This window comes from Dechloromonas hortensis (assembly GCF_009469765.1).
Lineage (GTDB): Bacteria > Pseudomonadota > Gammaproteobacteria > Burkholderiales > Rhodocyclaceae > Azonexus > Azonexus hortensis.
The window spans coordinates 149074-167231 of record NZ_SSSQ01000007.1 but is presented as its reverse complement, the minus strand read 5'-3'; the positions used below and the strand labels follow the sequence as shown (position 1 = coordinate 167231).

Here is an 18158-nt window from a genome sequence, read left to right as displayed (position 1 = left end):
GAGACAGATCCTTGGTGGTAGCGCTAGAACCATATTTCGGGATAGCGCCGCGAGCGGGGGATATTGTTGATCAGCAAGGCCACCACCAGCAAGATCAAGGGGCCGAGCGTCGCCGGCACCAGCACGTACCAGAAGCCGAGATGGTGGATCTCCGGCGAACCGATCACCGCGATCAGCGCCGTCGCTCCGCCCGGCGGATGCAGCGTGCGCGTCGCGTGCATGACGGCGATGGCAGTCGCCACGGCCACCGCCGGCGCCAGCCAGGGTACAGGCTGCAGCAGTTTCCAACAGAGGACGCCGATCAGCGCCGAAATCATGTGGCCGCCAAGCACATTGCGCGGCTGGGCCAGCGGGCTGCGCACCGCGCCGTAGAGCAGCACGGCCGAAGCACCGAAGGAACCGATCATCAGCACCAGGTCGCTGCCGTCGAAAAAAAGCCGCCCGCTCCAGACCAGCGCCGTGATGCCGAGAAAGGCCCCGACCCAGGACCAGAACATCTCTTCGTTGCTGACCCGCGGCGGACTGCCGCGCGTCGTGCCGCGCATTTTCCGTAAATACTCGCGCCAGTGGCGCTCGATCATCATTCGGCGGCATCCTGGTCCGAATCATTCGCCGACAAACCCTGCAAGCGGGCCAGGGCATGGCGCCAGGCGAGATGGTAGACGGTGCGGAAGTCCTCGGTACTGATGTCGATATAGCCGGAAACGTGGGCCAGCGCGTCAAGAATGTCCTCGTCGGAGAGTTCCAGTTCGAGCGCGTGTTCGATCTCGCTTTTGTCCAGTGGCTGCTCATTCATGATTGAGGTTCTCCGTTGGTCGGGTGATGGCGATCGGGCATGCCGCCGGCAGCATCCCTTGCCGGTTGACCAGCAAATCGGCCAGCGTGTAGCCATCAAGCACCAGAAACAGCGCGCTCAAGGCCTCGCCGAGAATGGCGTGCAGGCCGCAGGCGCCCTGAATGCGGCAACTGGCGCCGTCGGTGAAGCATTCGGCCAGCGCGAAATCGCTTTCCGTCTGGCGAATGACCTCGCCCAGCACGATTTTGTGCGGGGGATGGGCCAGCCGCATGCCACCGCCCTTGCCGCCTACCGTTTCGATATAGCCGCAACGCCCGAGTTGATGCACCACTTTCATCAAATGACCCTCGGAAATGGCGTGCACCGCAGCGATCTCGGCAATCGTCGCCAGCCGGTCCGGCTGCCCCCCGAGGTACATCAGGACGCGCAGGCTGTAGTCGGAAAAGGTGCTCAGTCGCATGATCGCTATAAGATTTATAGGAAATATTGCTTATGCCGGGGAGGGTTGTTAGCATCAAGATATATTTTATTTATATCTTATGGCAAACCGGCAGCCCACGCCATGCCGTTCGCCAACCGAGACCCCATGTCGAAACCGCCCAGCCAGAGAAAAGTCATTGAGATCAAGCCGCTTTCGGACCCGGACGCCAAGGTTTACCCGCGTTCGATCAGCGGCCCCTACACGCGCTGGCGCTGGGTTTTCGTCTGGCTGACCCAGATCGTTTTCTACGGCCTGTGCTGGCTGCCCTGGCACGGCCGGCAGGCGGTGCTGTTCGACATCGACACCCGCAAGTTCTACTTTTTCGACCTCGTCCTTTGGCCGCAGGACACGATCTACCTCGTCTTGCTGATGATCCTCGGCGCCCTCGCCCTCTTCCTATTCACCGCGGTAGCCGGTCGACTATGGTGCGGTTATACCTGCCCGCAGACCGTCTACACGGAAATCTTCCTGTGGTTCGAGAAAGTCATCGAAGGCGAGCGGCCGCAGCGCATCAAGCTTGATGCCGCGCCGTGGTCGGCCCGCAAACTGGCGCTGAAGAGCGCCAAGCATGCGACCTGGGTGCTCTTCTCGCTGTGGACCGGTATCACCTTCGTCGGCTACTTCATGCCGATCCGCGATCTGATGCACGATCTGCTCACCCTGTCGCCGGGCGCCTGGTCGGCCTTCTGGGTCGTTTTCTACGCCTTCGCCACCTATGGCAACGCCGGCTTCCTGCGCGACCAGATGTGCCGGCAGATCTGCCCCTATGCCCGCTTCCAGTTCGTGATGTTCGACCCCGACACGCTGATCATCGCCTACGACGCCAAGCGCGGCGAGTCGCGCGGCACCCGCGCCAAGGGTGTCGATCATCGCGCCCAGGGCCTCGGCGACTGCGTGGATTGCGGCATCTGCGTCCAGGTCTGCCCGACCGGCATCGACATCCGCAACGGCCTGCAGAACGAGTGCATCGGTTGCGCCGCCTGCATCGACGCCTGCGACCAGGTGATGGACAAGATGAACTACCCGCGCGGCCTGATCCGCTACTCGACCGAAAACGCCGACAGCATGCGCTACACGCCGAAGGAGATCATCCGCCGGGCGGCCCGCCCGCGGGTCATCGCCTATACGGCCATCCTCATTCTGCTGACCGCCGCCACCGCCTGGTCGCTGGCCACCCGCATTCCGCTGAAGGTGAACGTCCTGAAGGACCGCAATGTCTTGTCCCGGGAAGCGGACGACGGCTCGATCGAGAACAGCTACCGCCTGCAGATCATGAATACCGGCGACCAGACGCGGACTTTCCGCATCACCATTGCCGGCAGCAGCGGCCTGCGCCTTGATGGCGACAGCGAAATGACCATCGCCGGCGGCGAGATCGGCACCCAGACGGCCATCGTCAAGGCCGAGCCGGGCGCGACGCCAGCCGGGGCGACGCCGATTACTTTCAATATTGCCGATGTCGCCGAGCCGGCCGTGGCGGTGACGGAAAGCTCGAAGTTCTGGATGCCCTAAGCAAGCACGGAGCCCCCTCTCTGTCCGCGTAGAGACCTCGACTAGGACGGCCTCACCGAAGGCCGCTTGTCGCCCCTCCCTACCTTCGCAGCAGCTTGCTCCGACGGTCGTCTCGGGCGCCACCTGCTGTATGATGGCGACATTTTCGGTGGTTTCGCTCGGGCCCAGGCACTGAGCGACAGCCAAGTCCTGGTTCTCGAAGACGGCCTACGCGATGGCCGTAGTAGGTTACGCATGTCAATTCCGGTAAAAACTGAAGGTCGACCGCAGCAAACAGTCTCCCAATCGGCGGCCGGCTTTGAGAAAATCATGCTTGGCATCAGGATCATGGAAGCCATCGCCGCATGACCGGAACTGCCTACCTGCCGGAATACCGTATCCGTACTCTCCCGACGCATCCCTCGCTTATCCACCAATTTGAAACGGGCCTCAAGGTCTGGTTATGAATCTGATTGAAACCCCTGCCTGGCAGGCACTCGCCGCCCATGCCGAAAAACTTCGGCCGCAACACCTGCGTCAGCTATTCGCCGACGATCCCGATCGTTTCCAGCGCTTCTCGCTGCAGCATGATGGCCTGCTGCTCGATTTCTCGAAGCAGCGGATCACCGCCGAAACCCGCACGCTGCTGCAGGAACTCGCCCGAACAGCCAGGCTCGATGAGTGGAAGCAGAAAATGCTGGCCGGCGAGCCGATCAACGATACCGAACAGCGTGCCGTCCGCCACATGGACCTGCGCGCCGGCGAGCAGGCACCGCCCGAAGTCCGCGCTGTCCTCAAGCGCATGCAGGCTTTCTGCGAGCAGATTCATAGCGGGGCCTGGCGCGGCTTCTCCGGCGACCGCATTACCGATGTCGTCAACATCGGCATCGGCGGCTCCGATCTCGGGCCGCGGATGGCCACCCGGGCGCTGATCGCCCGCCATCACCCGAACCTCGACGTGCATTACATCGCCAATATCGATGCCGCCGATATCGCCCCCTTGCTGGCCCGCCTCAATCCGCGCACGACGCTGTTCATCGTCGCCAGCAAGACCTTTACGACACTGGAAACGCTGACCAATGCACGCAGTGCCCGCGACTGGCTACTCGCCGCCGCCAGCCAGGAAAGCGCCATCGCCCGCCATTTCGTCGCCATCTCTACCAATCTGGAGCTGACCCGCCAGTTCGGCATTCCCAGCGAGAACGTTTTCGAATTCTGGGACTGGGTCGGCGGCCGCTTTTCGCTGTGGTCGGCAATTGGCCTGTCGCTGGCGCTGGCCATCGGCTGGCGCCCCTTCGAACAACTGCTGGCTGGCGCCCACGCGATGGATCGCCACTTCATCGAAGCACCGGCCGCTAACAACCTGCCACTGACGCTGGCCCTGCTCAGCCTGTGGAATACCGACTTTCTCGACGCGTCAACCGCCGCCGTCCTGCCCTACGCCCAATCGTTTGCGCTGTTGCCGGCCTATCTGCAACAACTGGAAATGGAAAGCAACGGCAAGCAGACCGATCGCGACGGCCAGCCACTCAGCGTCGCGACCAGCCCGATCCTCTGGGGCGAAGCCGGCACCAATGGCCAGCACTCGTTCTATCAACTGTTCCACCAAGGCGGCCGGATCATTCCCAGCGACTTCATCGTCTTGCGGACCTCCGACTTCCCGCTACCCGGCCACCATGTCTCGCTGCTCGCCAACTGCCTCGCCCAATCCGCGGCACTCGCCTTCGGCCAGACCGCCGACGAAGTGCGGGCCGCCGGCGTGCCGGAAGCACTCGCGCCGTACAAGATCTTCCCCGGCAACCAGCCATCTACCACCTTCGTTCTGCCAGCGCTGACGCCCTATACGCTGGGCCAGTTGCTCGCCCTGTTCGAGCACAAGGTTTTCTGCCTCGGCGTGCTGTGGAACATCAACTCCTTCGATCAGTGGGGCGTCGAGCTCGGCAAGCAACTGGCCAGCCAGCTGACGCCGCTGCTCGAGGGCGATGGCGATGCGCACGGCTTCGATGCATCGACCCGCGGTCTGATCGCGGCGCTGCGCCGTCCATGAAAGGCTCCACCATGTCCGAAATCGTCCTCATCGCCGCCGTGGCCAGCAACCGCGTCATCGGTCGCGACAATCAACTGATCTGGAACATTCCGGAGGACATGGCGCACTTCAAGGCGCTGACCGCCGGCCATTGCGTCCTGATGGGGCGCAAGACCTGGGAATCGCTACCGCCGCGCTTTCGCCCGCTGCCGGGACGGCGCAACATCGTGATCAGCCGGCAGGCAAATTACGCCGCGCCCGGTGCCGAAGTCGCCGATTCGCTGGAAAACGGACTGCAACTGGCGTCGACCGCCGGCACCGTCTTCGTCATCGGCGGCGAACAGATCTACCGGCAGGCGATGGCCGTCGCCGACCGCCTGGAAATCACCGAAGTCGCCCTCGAACCGGAAGGCGATGCCTGGTTCCCGGAAATTCCGGCGGTCGACTGGCGGGAAGTACAAAAAAACACCCCGTCCAGCCAGAGCGGAACGGGGTTTTCCTTTGTCACCTACCGCCGCAAGTAGCGGCGGTTTTCAGGACCGGTTCAGCGCACGCAATCGACGTAGTAACGGCCGTCGGCGCCCTTGACCAGACCGTGCACGTCGGTCTCGAAGCCGGGGAAGGCGGCGTTGAATTCGCGTGCGAATTTCAGGTAGTTGCAGATCGTCCGGTTGAAGCGCTCGCCCGGAATCAGGAGCGGAATACCCGGCGGGTAAGGCGTCAGCAGCACGGCGGTGACCCGGCCTTCGAGCTCGTCGACCGGCACCCGCTCGATCTCGCGGTGCGCCATCTTGGCAAAGGCATCGGCCGGACGCATCGCCGGCACCATGTCCGACAGATACATCTCGGTGGTCAGGCGGGCGACGTCGTTGTGCTTGTAGACGCTGTGAATCTGCGTACACAAGTCGCGCAACCCAACCCGCTCGTAGCGCGGATTTTTCTGCACGAACTCGGGCAGCACGCGCCATAGCGGCTGGTTCTTGTCGTAGTCGTCCTTGAACTGCTGCAGCGCGGTCACCAGCGTGTTCCAGCGGCCCTTGGTAATGCCGATGGTGAACATGATGAAGAAACTGTACAGGCCGCACTTCTCGACGATCACCCCGTGCTCGGCCAAGTACTTGGTGACGATGGCGGCCGGGATGCCGAACTCGTCGGCGAAATCGCCATCGACGTCGAGGCCCGGCGTGATGATGGTTGCCTTGATCGGGTCGAGCATATTGAAGCCGTCGGCCAGGTTGTTGAAACCGTGCCAGCGTTCACCGGGCTTCAGCATCCAGGCGTCGCGTTCCTCGATGCCCTCTTCCGACAGATCGTCCGGCCCCCAGACCTTGAACCACCAGTCGACGCCCCACTCCTCATCGACCTTGCGCATGGCGCGACGGAAGTCGAGGGCTTCGGCGATCGATTCCTCGACCAGTGCCGTGCCGCCCGGCGCTTCCATCATCGCCGCCGCTACATCGCACGAGGCAATGATCGAGTACTGCGGCGAGGTCGAGGTATGCATCAGGTAGGCCTCGTTGAAGATGTCGCGGTCGAGCTTGTTGTTCTCGGCATCCTGGACCAGGATCTGCGAGGCCTGGCTCAGCCCGGCCAGCAGCTTGTGCGTCGATTGCGTCGAGAAGACCATCGACTCCTTGCAGCGCGGCCGGTCGGCACCGATGGCATGGTAATCGCCGTAGAAATCGTGGAAAGCGGCATGCGGCAGCCAGGCTTCGTCGAAATGCAGGGTGTCGATCTTGCCGTCCAGTTCTTCCTTGATGTCCTCAACGTTGTAGAGGATGCCGTCGTAGGTCGACTGGGTGATGGTCAGCACGCGCGGCTTGGCCGTCTTGTCGGTGATGAACGGGTTGGCGGCGATCTTTTTCTGGATGCTTTCCCAAGCGAATTCGCTCTTCGGGATCGGCCCGATGATGCCGAAGTTGTTGCGGGTCGGCATCAGGAAGACAGGAATCGCCCCGGTCATCATGATGGCATGCAGGATGGACTTGTGGCAGTTGCGGTCGACGACGACGATGTCGCCCGGCGCCACCGTCGAGTGCCAGACGATCTTGTTCGACGTGGACGTGCCGTTGGTCACGAAGTACAGGTGATCGGAATTGAAGATGCGCGCTGCGTTGCGCTCGGAAGCGGCGACCGGGCCAGTGTGATCGAGCAGTTGGCCGAGTTCTTCGACCGCGTTGCAGACGTCGGCGCGCAGCATGTTCTCGCCGAAGAACTGGTGGAACATCTGGCCGACCGGCGACTTCAGGAAGGCGACACCGCCCGAGTGACCGGGGCAGTGCCAGGAGTAGGAACCGTCGGCGGCATAGTGGGTCAGGGCGCGGAAGAACGGCGGCGGCAGCGACTGCAGGTAGGCCTTGGCTTCGCGCTTGACGTTGCGGGCGATGAACTCCGGCGTGTCCTCGAACATGTGGATGAAGCCGTGCAGTTCGCGCAGCACGTCGTTCGGAATATGGCGCGAGGTACGCGTCTCGCCGTGCAGGAAAATCGGAATTTCCAGATTGCGGTTGCGAATCTCGGTCACGAAGGCGCGCAGTTCGGCCAGGGTTTCTTCCGGCTCCAGCGCCAGTTCCTCGTCATCGATCGACAGAATGAAGGCACTGGCCCGCGATTGCTGTTGGGCGAACGAAGTCAGGTCGCCGTAGCTGGTGACGCCCAGCACTTCCAGCCCTTCCTTTTCAAGCGCTTCGGCCAGGGCGCGAATACCGAGGCCGGAGGTATTCTCGGAGCGAAAGTCTTCGTCGATGATGATGACGGGAAAGTGGAAGCGCATGTTGAATCCTTGAAAAGCGGCGACCCGCCGCAGCGGGTCACAGAATAAGACGTTTTCTTTACAGGCCCGGGTCAGATCTTGGGCAGCGTGACGCCCACCTGCCCCTGATACTTGCCGCCCCTATCCTTGTACGAGGTTTCGCAGATTTCGTCGGACTCGAAGAACAGCACCTGGGCGCAGCCTTCGCCGGCATAGATCTTGGCCGGCAGCGGCGTCGTGTTGGAGAACTCCAGCGTCACGTAGCCTTCCCACTCGGGCTCGAACGGGGTGACATTGACGATGATGCCGCAGCGGGCATAGGTCGATTTGCCGAGGCAGACGGTCAGCACCGAGCGCGGAATACGGAAATATTCCATGGTCCGGGCCAATGCGAAGGAGTTCGGCGGAATGATGCAGACGTCGGATTCGATCTCGACGAAAGATTTCGGATCGAAGTTCTTCGGATCGACCACCGTCGAATTGATGTTGGTGAACACCTTGAATTCGCGGGCGCAGCGGATATCGTAGCCGTAGCTGGAGGTGCCGTAGGAGACGATCTTCTGGCCATTCGCCTCACGCACCAGTTCCGGCTCGAACGGCTCGATCATGCCGTGCTCGGCCGCCATGCGGCGTATCCATTTGTCTGATTTGATGGCCATTTTCTCGGTTCCGGTCGACAAAAAACAAAGGCGGGATTTTACCCGCCTTTGTTGGCCAAATTGTCTACAAATTAAGTGTTTTGAACGACGATATTCGGGAACTTCGAGGTCATGTCCTTGGCCTTCTCGGCGATCTTGATCGCAACCCGGCGGGCAATACCGCGATAGATCTCGGCCGTCCGCGAATCCGGCGCACCGACCACGGTCGGCTTGCCGCCATCGGCCATCTCGCGGATCGCCATTTCCAGGGGCAGGCTGCCGAGAAATTCAACATCGTAGTCCCGGCACATCTTCTCGCCGCCGCCTTCACCGAAGATATGCTCTTCGTGGCCGCACTTCGAGCAGATATGGATGCTCATGTTCTCGATGATGCCGAGAATCGGGACATTCACCTTCTCGAACATCTTCAGCCCCTTGCGTGCGTCGATCAGCGCGATGTCCTGCGGCGTGGTGACGATCACCGCACCGGTCACCGGCACCTTCTGGGTCAGCGAGAGCTGGATGTCGCCGGTGCCCGGCGGCATATCGACGATCAGATAGTCGAGGTCGCGCCAGTTGGTCTGGCCGAGCAGTTGATCGAGCGCTTGCGCAACCATCGGGCCGCGCCAGACCATCGGCGTTTCGACATCGACCATGAAGCCGATCGACATCGCCTGCAAGCCGTAGGCTTCGAGCGGCTCCATGCTGCTGCCGTCCTTCGATTCAGGCTGCTGACCGGCCAGGCCGAGCATCTGCGGTTGCGACGGACCGTAGATGTCGGCATCGAGAATACCGACGCTGGCGCCTTCCTGGGCCAGGGCCAGGGCCAGGTTCACCGCGGTCGTGCTCTTGCCGACGCCGCCCTTGCCGGAGGCGACGGCAATGATGTTCTTGACGCCCGGCAGCAGCTTGACGCCCAGTTGAACCGAGTGGGCGACGATCTTGCTGAAGACGTTGGCCGAAATGTTGCCGACCCCGGGCACAGTGCGCACGGCGGCGATCACCTGCTTGCGGACGAGGTCGATCTGGGTCTTGGCGGGGTACCCGAGCTCGATATCGAAGGCGACATCGTCACCGTCGATCTTGATGTTCTTGACGGCCTTGCCGGCAACGAAATCCTTGCCGGTATTGGGGTCGACCGCAGCACTCAGGGCGGTCTTGATCTGCTGTTCTGTAAGACTCATGGAAACTCCGGGTTGGGGTTAACGGCCGGGCAATACCCGAGCAATTTGGTCCAGTATACCGCAAAGCGGAGCGTCGAATCAGCCTTGCTGGACGGTATCCAGGCGGTAGCCCTGACCATAGACCGAGGTCAGCATCAGGCCGCTTTCGCCGGCCAAGCCGAGCTTCTTGCGCAAACGGCTGGCATGGGTATCGACGGTCCGCGTATCGACCTCGCTTTCCTTGACCCAGACGTTGGCCAGCAGTTCTTCACGCGGCAGGACCCGGCCGATATTGCGCAGGAAGATCACCGCCAGATCGAATTCGCGCTGCGTCAGGTCGACGTCGGCGCCGCCCAGACGAATACGCCGGCCATCGAGATCGACTTCGATGCCGCCGACGCGCAAGGCGCTGGGCCGGACATGCTGGCGGCGGCGCAGCAGCGACTGGATGCGCGCCATGAACTCCATGTAACGGATCGGCTTGGGAATGTAGTCATCGGCACCGAGGCGCAGGATATCGGCAGCACTCTCCTCCTCGGTGCGTGCCGTGCAGAAAACGACCGGCACCTCCCAGCCGCACTGCTCCCGGATGTGCTTGAGCACCTCGTCACCGCCAATGTCCGGCAGCGTCCAGTCGATGACAAAAAAATCGAAGGAGCGCGTTTTCAGGGCCTCCAGGCAAGCCTTGCCTTCGGCAAAGACCTCAACCTGATGGCCTTCGCTCTTCAACAAGGCCTTGAGCACTTCAGCCTGGCTGCGGCTGTCTTCCACTACGGCAAAATTCATGAGATCTCCCTAATATGTCAATTCTGCCGCCATCACCTGTCTTCAGCAATAATCCATTCGGCTAAATTTACCAAGCCATTACAATCGTTTACCGATTGCAACAATCGGCAGCCGCGGCAGCGGACTTGCTATAAACGGCGCGCCGCAGCCGCTCGCGGTAAAATCACGCTTTATTTTTCTGCCTGACGCTCCCGATGCCGCGCAAAATCCTCGTCACCTCCGCCCTGCCCTACGCCAACGGCGCCATTCACCTCGGCCACCTGGTTGAATACATCCAGACCGACATCTGGGTCCGCTACCAGAAGATGTCCGGCAACGAATGCTGGTATGTCTGCGCCGACGACACGCACGGCACGCCGATCATGCTGCGCGCCGAGAAGGAAGGCATCACGCCCGAGCAACTGATCGCCCGCGTTCATGGCGAACATTACCGCGACTTTTCCGGTTTTCACGTCGGTTTCGACAACTATTACAGCACCCACTCCGACGAGACCCGGGAATGCGCCAACGACATCTACGGCAAGCTGAAGGCGGCCGGCCTGATCGAGACGCGAACCATCGAGCAGTACTACGACCCGGTCAAGCAATTGTTCCTGCCCGACCGCTTCATCAAGGGCGAGTGCCCGAAGTGCCACGCCAAGGACCAGTACGGTGACAACTGCGAAGTCTGCGGCGCCGCCTATGCGCCGACCGATCTGATCGAGCCGTTCTCCGCCGTCTCCGGCGCCAAGCCGGAACTGCGCACTTCCGAGCATTACTTCTTCAAGCTCTCCGACCCGCGCTGCGAAGCCTTCCTGCGCCAGTACACCAGCCGCGACAACGGCGTGCTGCAGAACGAAGCCGCCAACAAGATGCAGGAATGGCTGGGTGCCCCCGGCGACAACAAGCTGACCGACTGGGACATTTCGCGCGATGCGCCCTACTTCGGCTTCGAGATTCCCGACGCACCGGGCAAGTATTTCTACGTCTGGCTCGACGCCCCGATCGGCTACATGGGTTCCTTCAAGAACCTGTGCGGCAAGAACGGCCTCGACTTCAACGAATACTTCAAGCCGGATTCGACGACCGAGCTCTACCATTTCATCGGCAAGGACATCCTCTACTTCCACGCCCTGTTCTGGCCGGCCGAACTGGCCCACGCCGGCTACCGGACGCCGACCAAGATCTTCGCGCACGGCTTCCTGACGGTCGACGGCGCCAAGATGTCGAAATCGCGCGGCACCTTCATCACCGCCCAGAGCTTCATCGATACCGGCCTCAATCCGGAATGGCTGCGCTATTACTATGCCGCCAAGCTGTCGGCGAGCATGGAAGACATCGACCTCAACCTCGAAGACTTCTGCGCCCGCGTCAATTCCGACCTGGTCGGCAAGTACGTCAATATCGCCAGCCGCTCGGCCGGCTTCATCACCAAGCGCTTCAACGGCCAACTGGCGCCGGCCGCCGCCGACCTGCCGGCGATCAAGGCCATCCAGGAAGCGGCCGGCCGCATCGCCGAACTCTACGAAGCCCGCGAATTCGGCAAGGCGATGCGCGAGATCATGGCGCTGACCGATGCCGCCAATCAGTACGTCGATAGCGTCAAGCCCTGGGAACTGGCCAAGCAGGAAGGCAAGGAAGTCGAACTACACGCCGCCTGCAGCAACGCGCTGAACCTGTTCCGTCTGCTCACCGTACTGTTGAAGCCGATCCTGCCGGTCGTCGCCGGCAAGGTCGAGAAATTCCTCAACATCGCGCCGCTGGCCTGGACCGACACCGGGAGCCTGCTCGCCGCCGGCCACGGCATCAATGCCTACGAGCACCTGATGACCCGGGTCGATCCCAAGCTGATCGAAAAACTGGTCGAGGCCAACCGCGAGTCGCTGGCTCCAGCGCCGGAAGCGCAATCGCAGCAGCGCCATGCCGAGCATCAGCAGAAGGAAATCAAGGCCGAGGCCGGCAGCGACAATCTGTGCACCATCGACGACTTCATGAAGGTGGATCTGCGCATTGCGCTGATCGCCAACGCCGAACACGTCGACGGGGCCGACAAGCTGGTCCGCCTGACGCTCGACATCGGCGAGGAAAAGACGCGCAACGTCTTCGCCGGCATCAAGGCCGCCTACGATCCGGCGCAACTGATCGGCCGGCTGACCGTGATGGTCGCCAACCTGGCGCCGCGCAAGATGAAGTTCGGGCTCTCGGAAGGCATGGTGATGGCCGCCTCGGACAGCGACGGCAAAACGCCGGGAATCTTCCTGCTGTCGCCGGATGCCGGCGCCCAACCCGGCATGCGAGTGAAATAATCTGCAGCATCGACAACGGCCTGCCTCGCAGGCCGTTGTCTTATTGCAGCGCAGCAAACAATGCCCAAAACCTAATGTAGTACTTTAAGTTCAGGAGCCAATCTAGGTATAGGGTTTAGGCTTTTCGAACTATCCACAAAATCTGTGGATAAGTCTGTGAATGAATCGTGGGCGGATTCGCTAAGTCACCGTTCCACAAGGGTTTTTCTTACCCTGCCCGAAACTTGGGCGAAGTTTCAAGTCATTGTTTTTATTGATTATTTTAAATACGGATGCAAGTCAAGTCTTTAAACGCTGTTTAATTGCCGGCCAACGAAAAAAGATTCTTCACTGTGCATAAGTCAGGTATTGACAATCACTTTGTCAAGGCTTTTATCAAACAAGATTGAACCATGAAACGCCGAACCCTTCTAAGCGCCACTTTCGGATTAGCCGCTGCAGCATTTCTGCCTGCCGCCCGTGCCAGCAATGGCCGAGTCGTCATTGTCGGCGGGGGATGGGGCGGCCTCGCCGCAGCGCGTCAGCTACGCAGCCTGGCGCCGGCGCTGGAAGTCGTTCTGGTCGAGAAGAATGCCGCCTTCTGGTCGCGCCCGCTCTCCAACCGCTGGCTGGTCGGCCTGGCCGATGGCAAGGCGCTGCAGCACGACTACCGGCAGGCGGCCCAGCGTCACGGCTATCGTTTCCTGCAGGCCGAAGTCACGGCGATTGACCGGGCCCGGCGCAAGGTCGTCTGCCCGACCGAAGAACTCGATTACGACTGGCTGATCATCGCGGCCGGCATCCGCGAGGATTTTTCGCCGTGGTACGGGGTCGACCGCAGTGCTGCCGAACACAGCCGCCTGAATTTCCCGAGCGCCTTTGCCGACAGCGATGGCCACCTGCGCCTGAAGGCAAAACTGGAAAAATTCACCGGCGGCGACCTGGTGATGACGGTGCCGCCGATGCCTTACCGCTGCCCGCCAGCCCCCTACGAGCGTGCCGGGATGATTGCCTGGTGGATGAAACAGCGCGGCATCAAGGGTCGGCTGATCGTGCTCGATCCGAATCAGCCGGCACTCAGCTTCGATCGGGTCTTTCGCGACAGCTACCGCGACCAGATCACTTACCTGCCGCAGGCCCGGGTCAAATCGATCGACCCTTACAAGAAACAGCTGAGCACCGATTTCGACACCATCGATTTCGACGATGCCATCCTGATGCCGCCGCAGCAGGCCGCCGATATCGTCTGGCAGGCCGGCCTGATCGGCCAGGGCAGCGACGGCAAACCAAGCGGCTGGGCGGCGATCGACCCGGTGCATCTGCATGCCGTTGGCGATGAGCGCGTTTTCCTGGTCGGCGACCAGATCGACAAGGCCTCGCCGCTATTCGGCCATTACCCGAAGACCGGCCAGATGGCGGCCCGCCTCGGGCAGATCGCGGCGCAGCAGATCGCGGCGCGGGCGGCCGGCAAGGTACCGGAAAAGCTGTTGCCGGACAGCACCTGCTATGTACTGAACCGGATCGAGCCGATGGAAATGGCGCGCCTCGAAACCGCCTACCGCTTCCGCGGCGACGGCCTGATCCAGCAGAGCGTCCGCCAGACCTACAACCCGCAGCCCGACAATGAAGATGTCCGGTGGGCGACGAGCATGTTCGCCGCCCTCGGTTTTTGACACCCCGCCGCAGCGGGGTTCAGCCGGAACGCAGACAGCGTTTCAGTGGCGCGCCCAGATGCTGGTCGAGCCATCCGGCTTGACCAGCAGGGTATTGAACAGGTCGCGCTGGACCTCGCGCTCGCCGCTGGTCAGATCGAGCGTCGTACAGGCTGTTTCGCAGGTCGGGTTGGAATACTCCCGGCCCGGCGCGCCGCGCGGCAGCCCGGGCGCCGCGATGCCGCGGGCCTTGGGTTTGTCCCGCAGCAGTTCGTGGATATCCTCGGCGTACACGTGGCCTTCGACAAAATAGCGGCCAACGACGGCGGTATGCACCGATTCGACCTCTTTCGGCACCTTCAGCCGCTTCTTGACGGCCGCCATGTCGGCCGTCTCCTTGTAGCTCACCTTGAAGCCGTTGTCGGCCAGATAGGCCCCCCAGTCAATGCAGGCCAGGCACGGCGACGGCATGTAGATTTCGACCAGCGGCTTGGTCGCCTCATCCGCCACCACCGTCATTCCAGCCAGGGCCAGCCAGCCGGCAACCAATAATCGCTTGAGCATCATCATTCCTTGAGCAAGACCCATTTACCACCCTTGACCGTCATCATGACCCGGGCCCGGGCATCCATGCCGTTATGGTTCTGCGCCGTCATGTTGAAAACGCCCTGCGCCCCGACCACTTCCTTCGAGCGCTCCAGCGCGTCACGCAGCGCGGCGCGAAACTCCGGCGTGCCCGGCTTGGCCTTCTTCAGCGCCTCGGGAATCGCCTTCTGCAGCAGCAGGCCGGCATCCCAGGTATTGGCCCCGAAGGTGGACATGCTGCCGGCGCCATGCTTGCCCTCGTACAGCCTGATATAGCCCTGCGCCACCGCCTTGATCGGGTTGGCAGCCGCCAGGTCGTCGGCGGCGAGCAGCGGGCCGCCGGCCATCAGCGTGCCTTCGACCGTCTTGCCACCGAGGCGGATGAAATCGTTGGTCGCCACGCCGTGCGTCTGGTAGATGCGGCCCTTGTAGCCCTTTTCCTGCAGGCCGGCCTGCGGCAGCACGGCCGGGCCGCCGGTGGCGGCGATGAAGACGGCATCCGGCTTGGCCGACATGACCTTGAGCACCTGGCCGGTGACCGACTGATCGGTGCGGTTGAAGCGCTCGTTGGCGATGATCTGGATACCAGCCTTGTCGGCCATGCCGCCAAATACCTTGTACCAGTTCTCGCCATAGGGATCGTTGAAGCCGATGAAACCGAGCGTCTTGACACCGTTCGCCGTCATGTGGGCGAGCACCGCCTCGGCGATCAGGTCGTCGTTCTGCGTCGTCTTGAAGACCCATTTCTTGCGCTCATCCATCGGCAGGACGACGGCCGAGGAACCGACCGTGGTCAGCAGCGGCGTCTTCGATTCGGCAACGAAATCGAGCATGGCCAGCGCGGCCGGTGTCGTCGTCGGTCCGATCAGTGCATCGACCTTCTGCTCGCCGATCAGCTTCTTGACGCCGGTCACCGCATTGGTCGGGTCGGAGGCATCGTCGAGCACGATGTATTCGACCTTCTGGCCGGCGATTTCGGTCGGCAGCAGGGCCGCCGTGTTCTTTTGCGGAATGCCGACCACGGCGGTCGGCCCGGTCGAGGAGGCAATGATGCCGACCTTGATGTCGGCGTGAACCAGACCGCTCGCCATCAGCAAAGCGGCAATCAGCGATATACGGGGAAACCTCAGCATACGACGGCACCTTCTTCGGGCAAAATAGGAATTTCTCGCATTATAGCCACCGCCCATGCTCAATAACCCGATTCGCCCGCCCCGCCCGCGCCTGACCGGCCCGATATTTCTCTACGCGATGGCCGACGTCTTCGGTCTGTCCTGCGTCGGTGTCGGGGCCAGCTGGTTCCCCGCCCAGAAAGGCGCCATTTTTGCCAATTTTCCGACGTCGACCGCCGAAGCCGTGGCCTGCACCGCCGGCGGTGTCGTCGTCATGATCTGGGCGGTCACCCGCATCCTGCGCGAGATCCACAAGCAGGGCCCGGAAATGCAGGCCCGCTACGACCAATACATAGCCATCCACCACCCCGACAAGGTGCGCCCCAAGCCCCCGGCCGAGCCGGACGAAAGCTAGTCAGTCGCCGGCCTTGCCGGCTGCCTTCAGCCACTCCGGCAGCTCGCGGCTGCCGGCATTGTCGATGATGTACTGACGAATCAGCTTGCGCACGACCTGCGACGGCGTCAGGTCCTGCGCCGCGCAAATTTCTTCGAAAATCTGTTTTTTCTGCGGGTCAATCAAAAGAGTCAGGCGGGCGGTACGCTTTTCCATCGCGGCCTCCAATCAGTCGGATTGCATCATGTTAACATATGATTAACATTGACGAATAATCGCCTGCTCATATAATCCAACGCTTCTCCCGAGAGCGTGCGCCATGAAAATCGCCTTCCGCCCCAAGCTGCTGGATTGCCTGCCAAGCTACGACCGCGCGCAGTTCGGCAAGGATCTCGCGGCGGGCATCACGGTTGGCGTACTCGCCCTGCCCTTGGCCATGGCCTTCGCCATCGCCTCCGGCTGCTCGCCGACGGCCGGCATCTGGACGGCGATCGTCGCCGGCCTGATCACCTCGCTGTTCGGCGGCTCGCGGGTGCAGATCGGCGGCCCGACCGGCGCCTTCATTCCCATCATCTACGGCATCGTCGCCATGCACGGCTTCGCCAACCTGATGGGGGCGACCATCCTGGCCGGCCTCTTCCTGCTCGCCATGGGCTTCGCCCGCATGGGGCAGCTGATCCGCTTCATCCCGGTCACCGTCGTCATCGGCTTCACCAACGGCATCGCCGTCGTCATTTTTCTCGCCCAGCTCAAGGATTTCTTCGGCCTGAAGATCGACAACCTGCCGGCCGAGTTCTTTCTCCGCATCAAGACGCTGGCCGCCCACGCCCATACCGTGGACCTGCCGACGCTCGGCCTGGCCAGCGCCTGCTTCGTCTTCCTGATTTTCTACAACAAGCTGGCCCAGTACGTTGGCGTGCTGCGCCGAGCCCCGGGGCCGCTCGCCGTACTGGTCGTCGGCACGCTGGTCGCTTACCTGTTCGATCTGCCGGTCGAAACCATCGGCAGCCGCTTCAATGGCATTCCGCAGGAACTACCCGACATCGGCTTGCCCAGCCTGTCGATCCACGATTTCGGCAAGCTGATTTCGCCGGCCATCACCATCGCCCTGCTCGGTGCCATCGAATCGCTGCTCTCGGCCCGCGTCGCCGACAGCCAGATCGACGACCGCCACGACCCCAACCAGGAATTGATCGCCCAGGGCCTGGCCAACATCGTCGCCCCGCTCTTCGGCGGCTTCGCGGCGACCGGCGCCATTGCCCGCACCACGACCAACGTCAAGACCGGTGGCCGGACGCCGATTGCCGGCATCATCCACGCCCTGGTCCTGCTCGGCATCGTGCTGGTCGCCGCGCCGCTTGCTGCCTACGTGCCGCTCGCCACCTTGTCGGCAATTGTCATGGTGGTTGCGGTCAACATGGGCGAATGGCACGAATTCAAGGAACTGCGCCGCTACTCCTACAACTACCGGGTCATCCTGCTCGCCACATTCTTCGTCACCGTCGTCTTCGACCTGACCATCGCCGTCGAGCTCGGCATGGTGCTGGCCTGCCTGTTCTTCATCTACCGGATGTCGGAACTGACCCGCGTCGAGCGCCGCCACTTGCGCGAAGAAGCCAGCGAACCGCAATTCCTCTACCCAGACGGCTCGATGCGCGTCGCCGCCTGGCAACTGTTCGGCTCGCTGTTCTTCGGCGCCGTCAATAAGCTGGAAGCGCTGCTCGACCCGGCGGCCGGCCATCCGGAAGTCGTCATCCTCGACATGACGCAACTGATCCAGCTCGACACCACCGGCCTCGAAGGCCTGGAAAACCTGCTCGACAAATTGAAGAAGCGCGGCTGCACGCTGCTCGTCTGCGGCCTCAACTCACAACCCGGCTCGCTGCTCTACCGCTCCGGCTTCATCGACCACCTCGGCGACGACAACGTCTGCACCGACCTCGCGGCCGCCCTGCAGCGCGCCTACATCCTGCTGCCCAACCTGATGGGCGGCAGCGAAGAAGATTACTAACTAGGAA

Annotated in this window: 18 protein-coding genes; 8 read left to right on the top strand and 10 right to left on the bottom strand. The window is 62.2% G+C overall.

Translation table 11 applies throughout. The features are described from left to right. Positions 1-23 precede the first annotated feature (23 nt). Genes GH663_RS12940 through GH663_RS12930 form a run of 3 tightly spaced genes read right to left on the bottom strand, consistent with a single transcriptional unit; the run spans position 24 to position 1256 of the window. Positions 24-584: an HPP family protein gene (locus GH663_RS12940; RefSeq protein WP_211371143.1), complete on the bottom strand. Its 561-nt coding sequence runs from the start codon at positions 582-584 to the stop codon at positions 24-26. Continuing rightward, positions 581-796 (bottom strand): hypothetical protein, encoded by a 216-nt coding sequence (locus GH663_RS12935; protein WP_211371142.1) that lies wholly within the window; start codon positions 794-796, stop codon positions 581-583. The genes GH663_RS12940 and GH663_RS12935 overlap by 4 nt, the downstream gene beginning before the upstream one ends. Further along, complete coding sequence (locus tag GH663_RS12930) at positions 789-1256, bottom strand: RrF2 family transcriptional regulator (RefSeq protein WP_153132154.1); 468 nt, start codon at positions 1254-1256, stop codon at positions 789-791. Before GH663_RS12930 ends, GH663_RS12935 begins: the two co-directional genes overlap by 8 nt. A gap of 126 nt (positions 1257-1382) precedes the next feature. Here GH663_RS12930 and ccoG point away from each other — a divergent pair, with 126 nt between their 5' ends. The 4 genes from ccoG to GH663_RS12910 all read left to right on the top strand — a co-directional run bounded on the left by ccoG (position 1383) and on the right by GH663_RS12910 (position 5318). Further along, on the top strand, positions 1383-2789 hold the full coding sequence (gene ccoG, locus GH663_RS12925) for a cytochrome c oxidase accessory protein CcoG (RefSeq protein WP_153132153.1): 1407 nt from the start codon (positions 1383-1385) through the stop codon (positions 2787-2789). A 66-nt stretch (positions 2790-2855) separates the two neighbouring features. Next, positions 2856-3137, top strand: a complete 282-nt coding sequence (locus tag GH663_RS21450) for an alpha-amylase/4-alpha-glucanotransferase domain-containing protein (RefSeq protein ID WP_153132152.1) — start codon at positions 2856-2858, stop codon at positions 3135-3137. Positions 3138-3231: 94 nt separating this feature from the next. Beyond that, positions 3232-4815 carry a glucose-6-phosphate isomerase gene (gene pgi / locus GH663_RS12915; RefSeq protein ID WP_153132151.1) on the top strand — a complete coding sequence of 528 codons (1584 nt, stop codon included), beginning with the start codon at positions 3232-3234 and terminating at the stop codon, positions 4813-4815. Positions 4816-4826: 11 nt separating this feature from the next. Beyond that, a complete protein-coding gene (locus tag GH663_RS12910) occupies positions 4827-5318 on the top strand; it encodes a dihydrofolate reductase (RefSeq protein ID WP_153132150.1) in 492 nt (163 codons plus the stop codon). Positions 5319-5338: 20 nt separating this feature from the next. On the opposite strand, the gene GH663_RS12905 is transcribed toward GH663_RS12910, so the two are convergent. The 4 genes from GH663_RS12905 to GH663_RS12890 all read right to left on the bottom strand — a co-directional run bounded on the left by GH663_RS12905 (position 5339) and on the right by GH663_RS12890 (position 10133). Then, complete coding sequence (locus GH663_RS12905) at positions 5339-7567, bottom strand: arginine/lysine/ornithine decarboxylase (RefSeq protein ID WP_066881126.1); 2229 nt, start codon at positions 7565-7567, stop codon at positions 5339-5341. Positions 7568-7638: 71 nt separating this feature from the next. Then, positions 7639-8205, bottom strand: coding sequence for a dCTP deaminase (gene dcd / locus GH663_RS12900; RefSeq protein ID WP_153132149.1), 567 nt, complete (start codon positions 8203-8205; stop codon positions 7639-7641). 71 nt (positions 8206-8276) lie between these two features. Beyond that, positions 8277-9368, bottom strand: a complete 1092-nt coding sequence (apbC, locus tag GH663_RS12895; protein ID WP_153132148.1) for an iron-sulfur cluster carrier protein ApbC — start codon at positions 9366-9368, stop codon at positions 8277-8279. A gap of 78 nt (positions 9369-9446) precedes the next feature. Next, positions 9447-10133: a response regulator transcription factor gene (locus GH663_RS12890; RefSeq protein ID WP_066881120.1), complete on the bottom strand. Its 687-nt coding sequence runs from the start codon at positions 10131-10133 to the stop codon at positions 9447-9449. Positions 10134-10327: 194 nt separating this feature from the next. Here GH663_RS12890 and metG point away from each other — a divergent pair, with 194 nt between their 5' ends. Both metG and GH663_RS12880 read left to right on the top strand, forming a co-directional pair. After that, a complete protein-coding gene (metG, locus tag GH663_RS12885; protein ID WP_153132147.1) occupies positions 10328-12418 on the top strand; it encodes a methionine--tRNA ligase in 2091 nt (696 codons plus the stop codon). Between the two features lie 392 nt (positions 12419-12810). Next, positions 12811-14070 (top strand): FAD-dependent oxidoreductase, encoded by a 1260-nt coding sequence (locus GH663_RS12880; protein WP_153132146.1) that lies wholly within the window; start codon positions 12811-12813, stop codon positions 14068-14070. Positions 14071-14112: 42 nt separating this feature from the next. Here GH663_RS12880 and GH663_RS12875 read toward each other — a convergent pair whose 3' ends face one another. After that, positions 14113-14613 (bottom strand): DUF411 domain-containing protein, encoded by a 501-nt coding sequence (locus tag GH663_RS12875; RefSeq protein ID WP_153132145.1) that lies wholly within the window; start codon positions 14611-14613, stop codon positions 14113-14115. A 2-nt stretch (positions 14614-14615) separates the two neighbouring features. Further along, the gene (locus GH663_RS12870) at positions 14616-15767 is read right to left on the bottom strand and encodes an ABC transporter substrate-binding protein (protein ID WP_153132144.1); all 1152 of its coding nucleotides are present in this window, start codon (positions 15765-15767) and stop codon (positions 14616-14618) included. A 55-nt stretch (positions 15768-15822) separates the two neighbouring features. Here GH663_RS12870 and GH663_RS12865 point away from each other — a divergent pair, with 55 nt between their 5' ends. Then, positions 15823-16161, top strand: coding sequence for a hypothetical protein (locus GH663_RS12865; RefSeq protein WP_153132143.1), 339 nt, complete (start codon positions 15823-15825; stop codon positions 16159-16161). On the opposite strand, the gene GH663_RS12860 is transcribed toward GH663_RS12865, so the two are convergent. Next, on the bottom strand, positions 16162-16356 hold the full coding sequence (locus GH663_RS12860) for a ribbon-helix-helix protein (RefSeq protein WP_066881110.1): 195 nt from the start codon (positions 16354-16356) through the stop codon (positions 16162-16164). A gap of 103 nt (positions 16357-16459) precedes the next feature. Here GH663_RS12860 and GH663_RS12855 point away from each other — a divergent pair, with 103 nt between their 5' ends. After that, a complete protein-coding gene (locus GH663_RS12855) occupies positions 16460-18151 on the top strand; it encodes a SulP family inorganic anion transporter (RefSeq protein ID WP_153132142.1) in 1692 nt (563 codons plus the stop codon). Positions 18152-18158 lie beyond the last annotated feature (7 nt).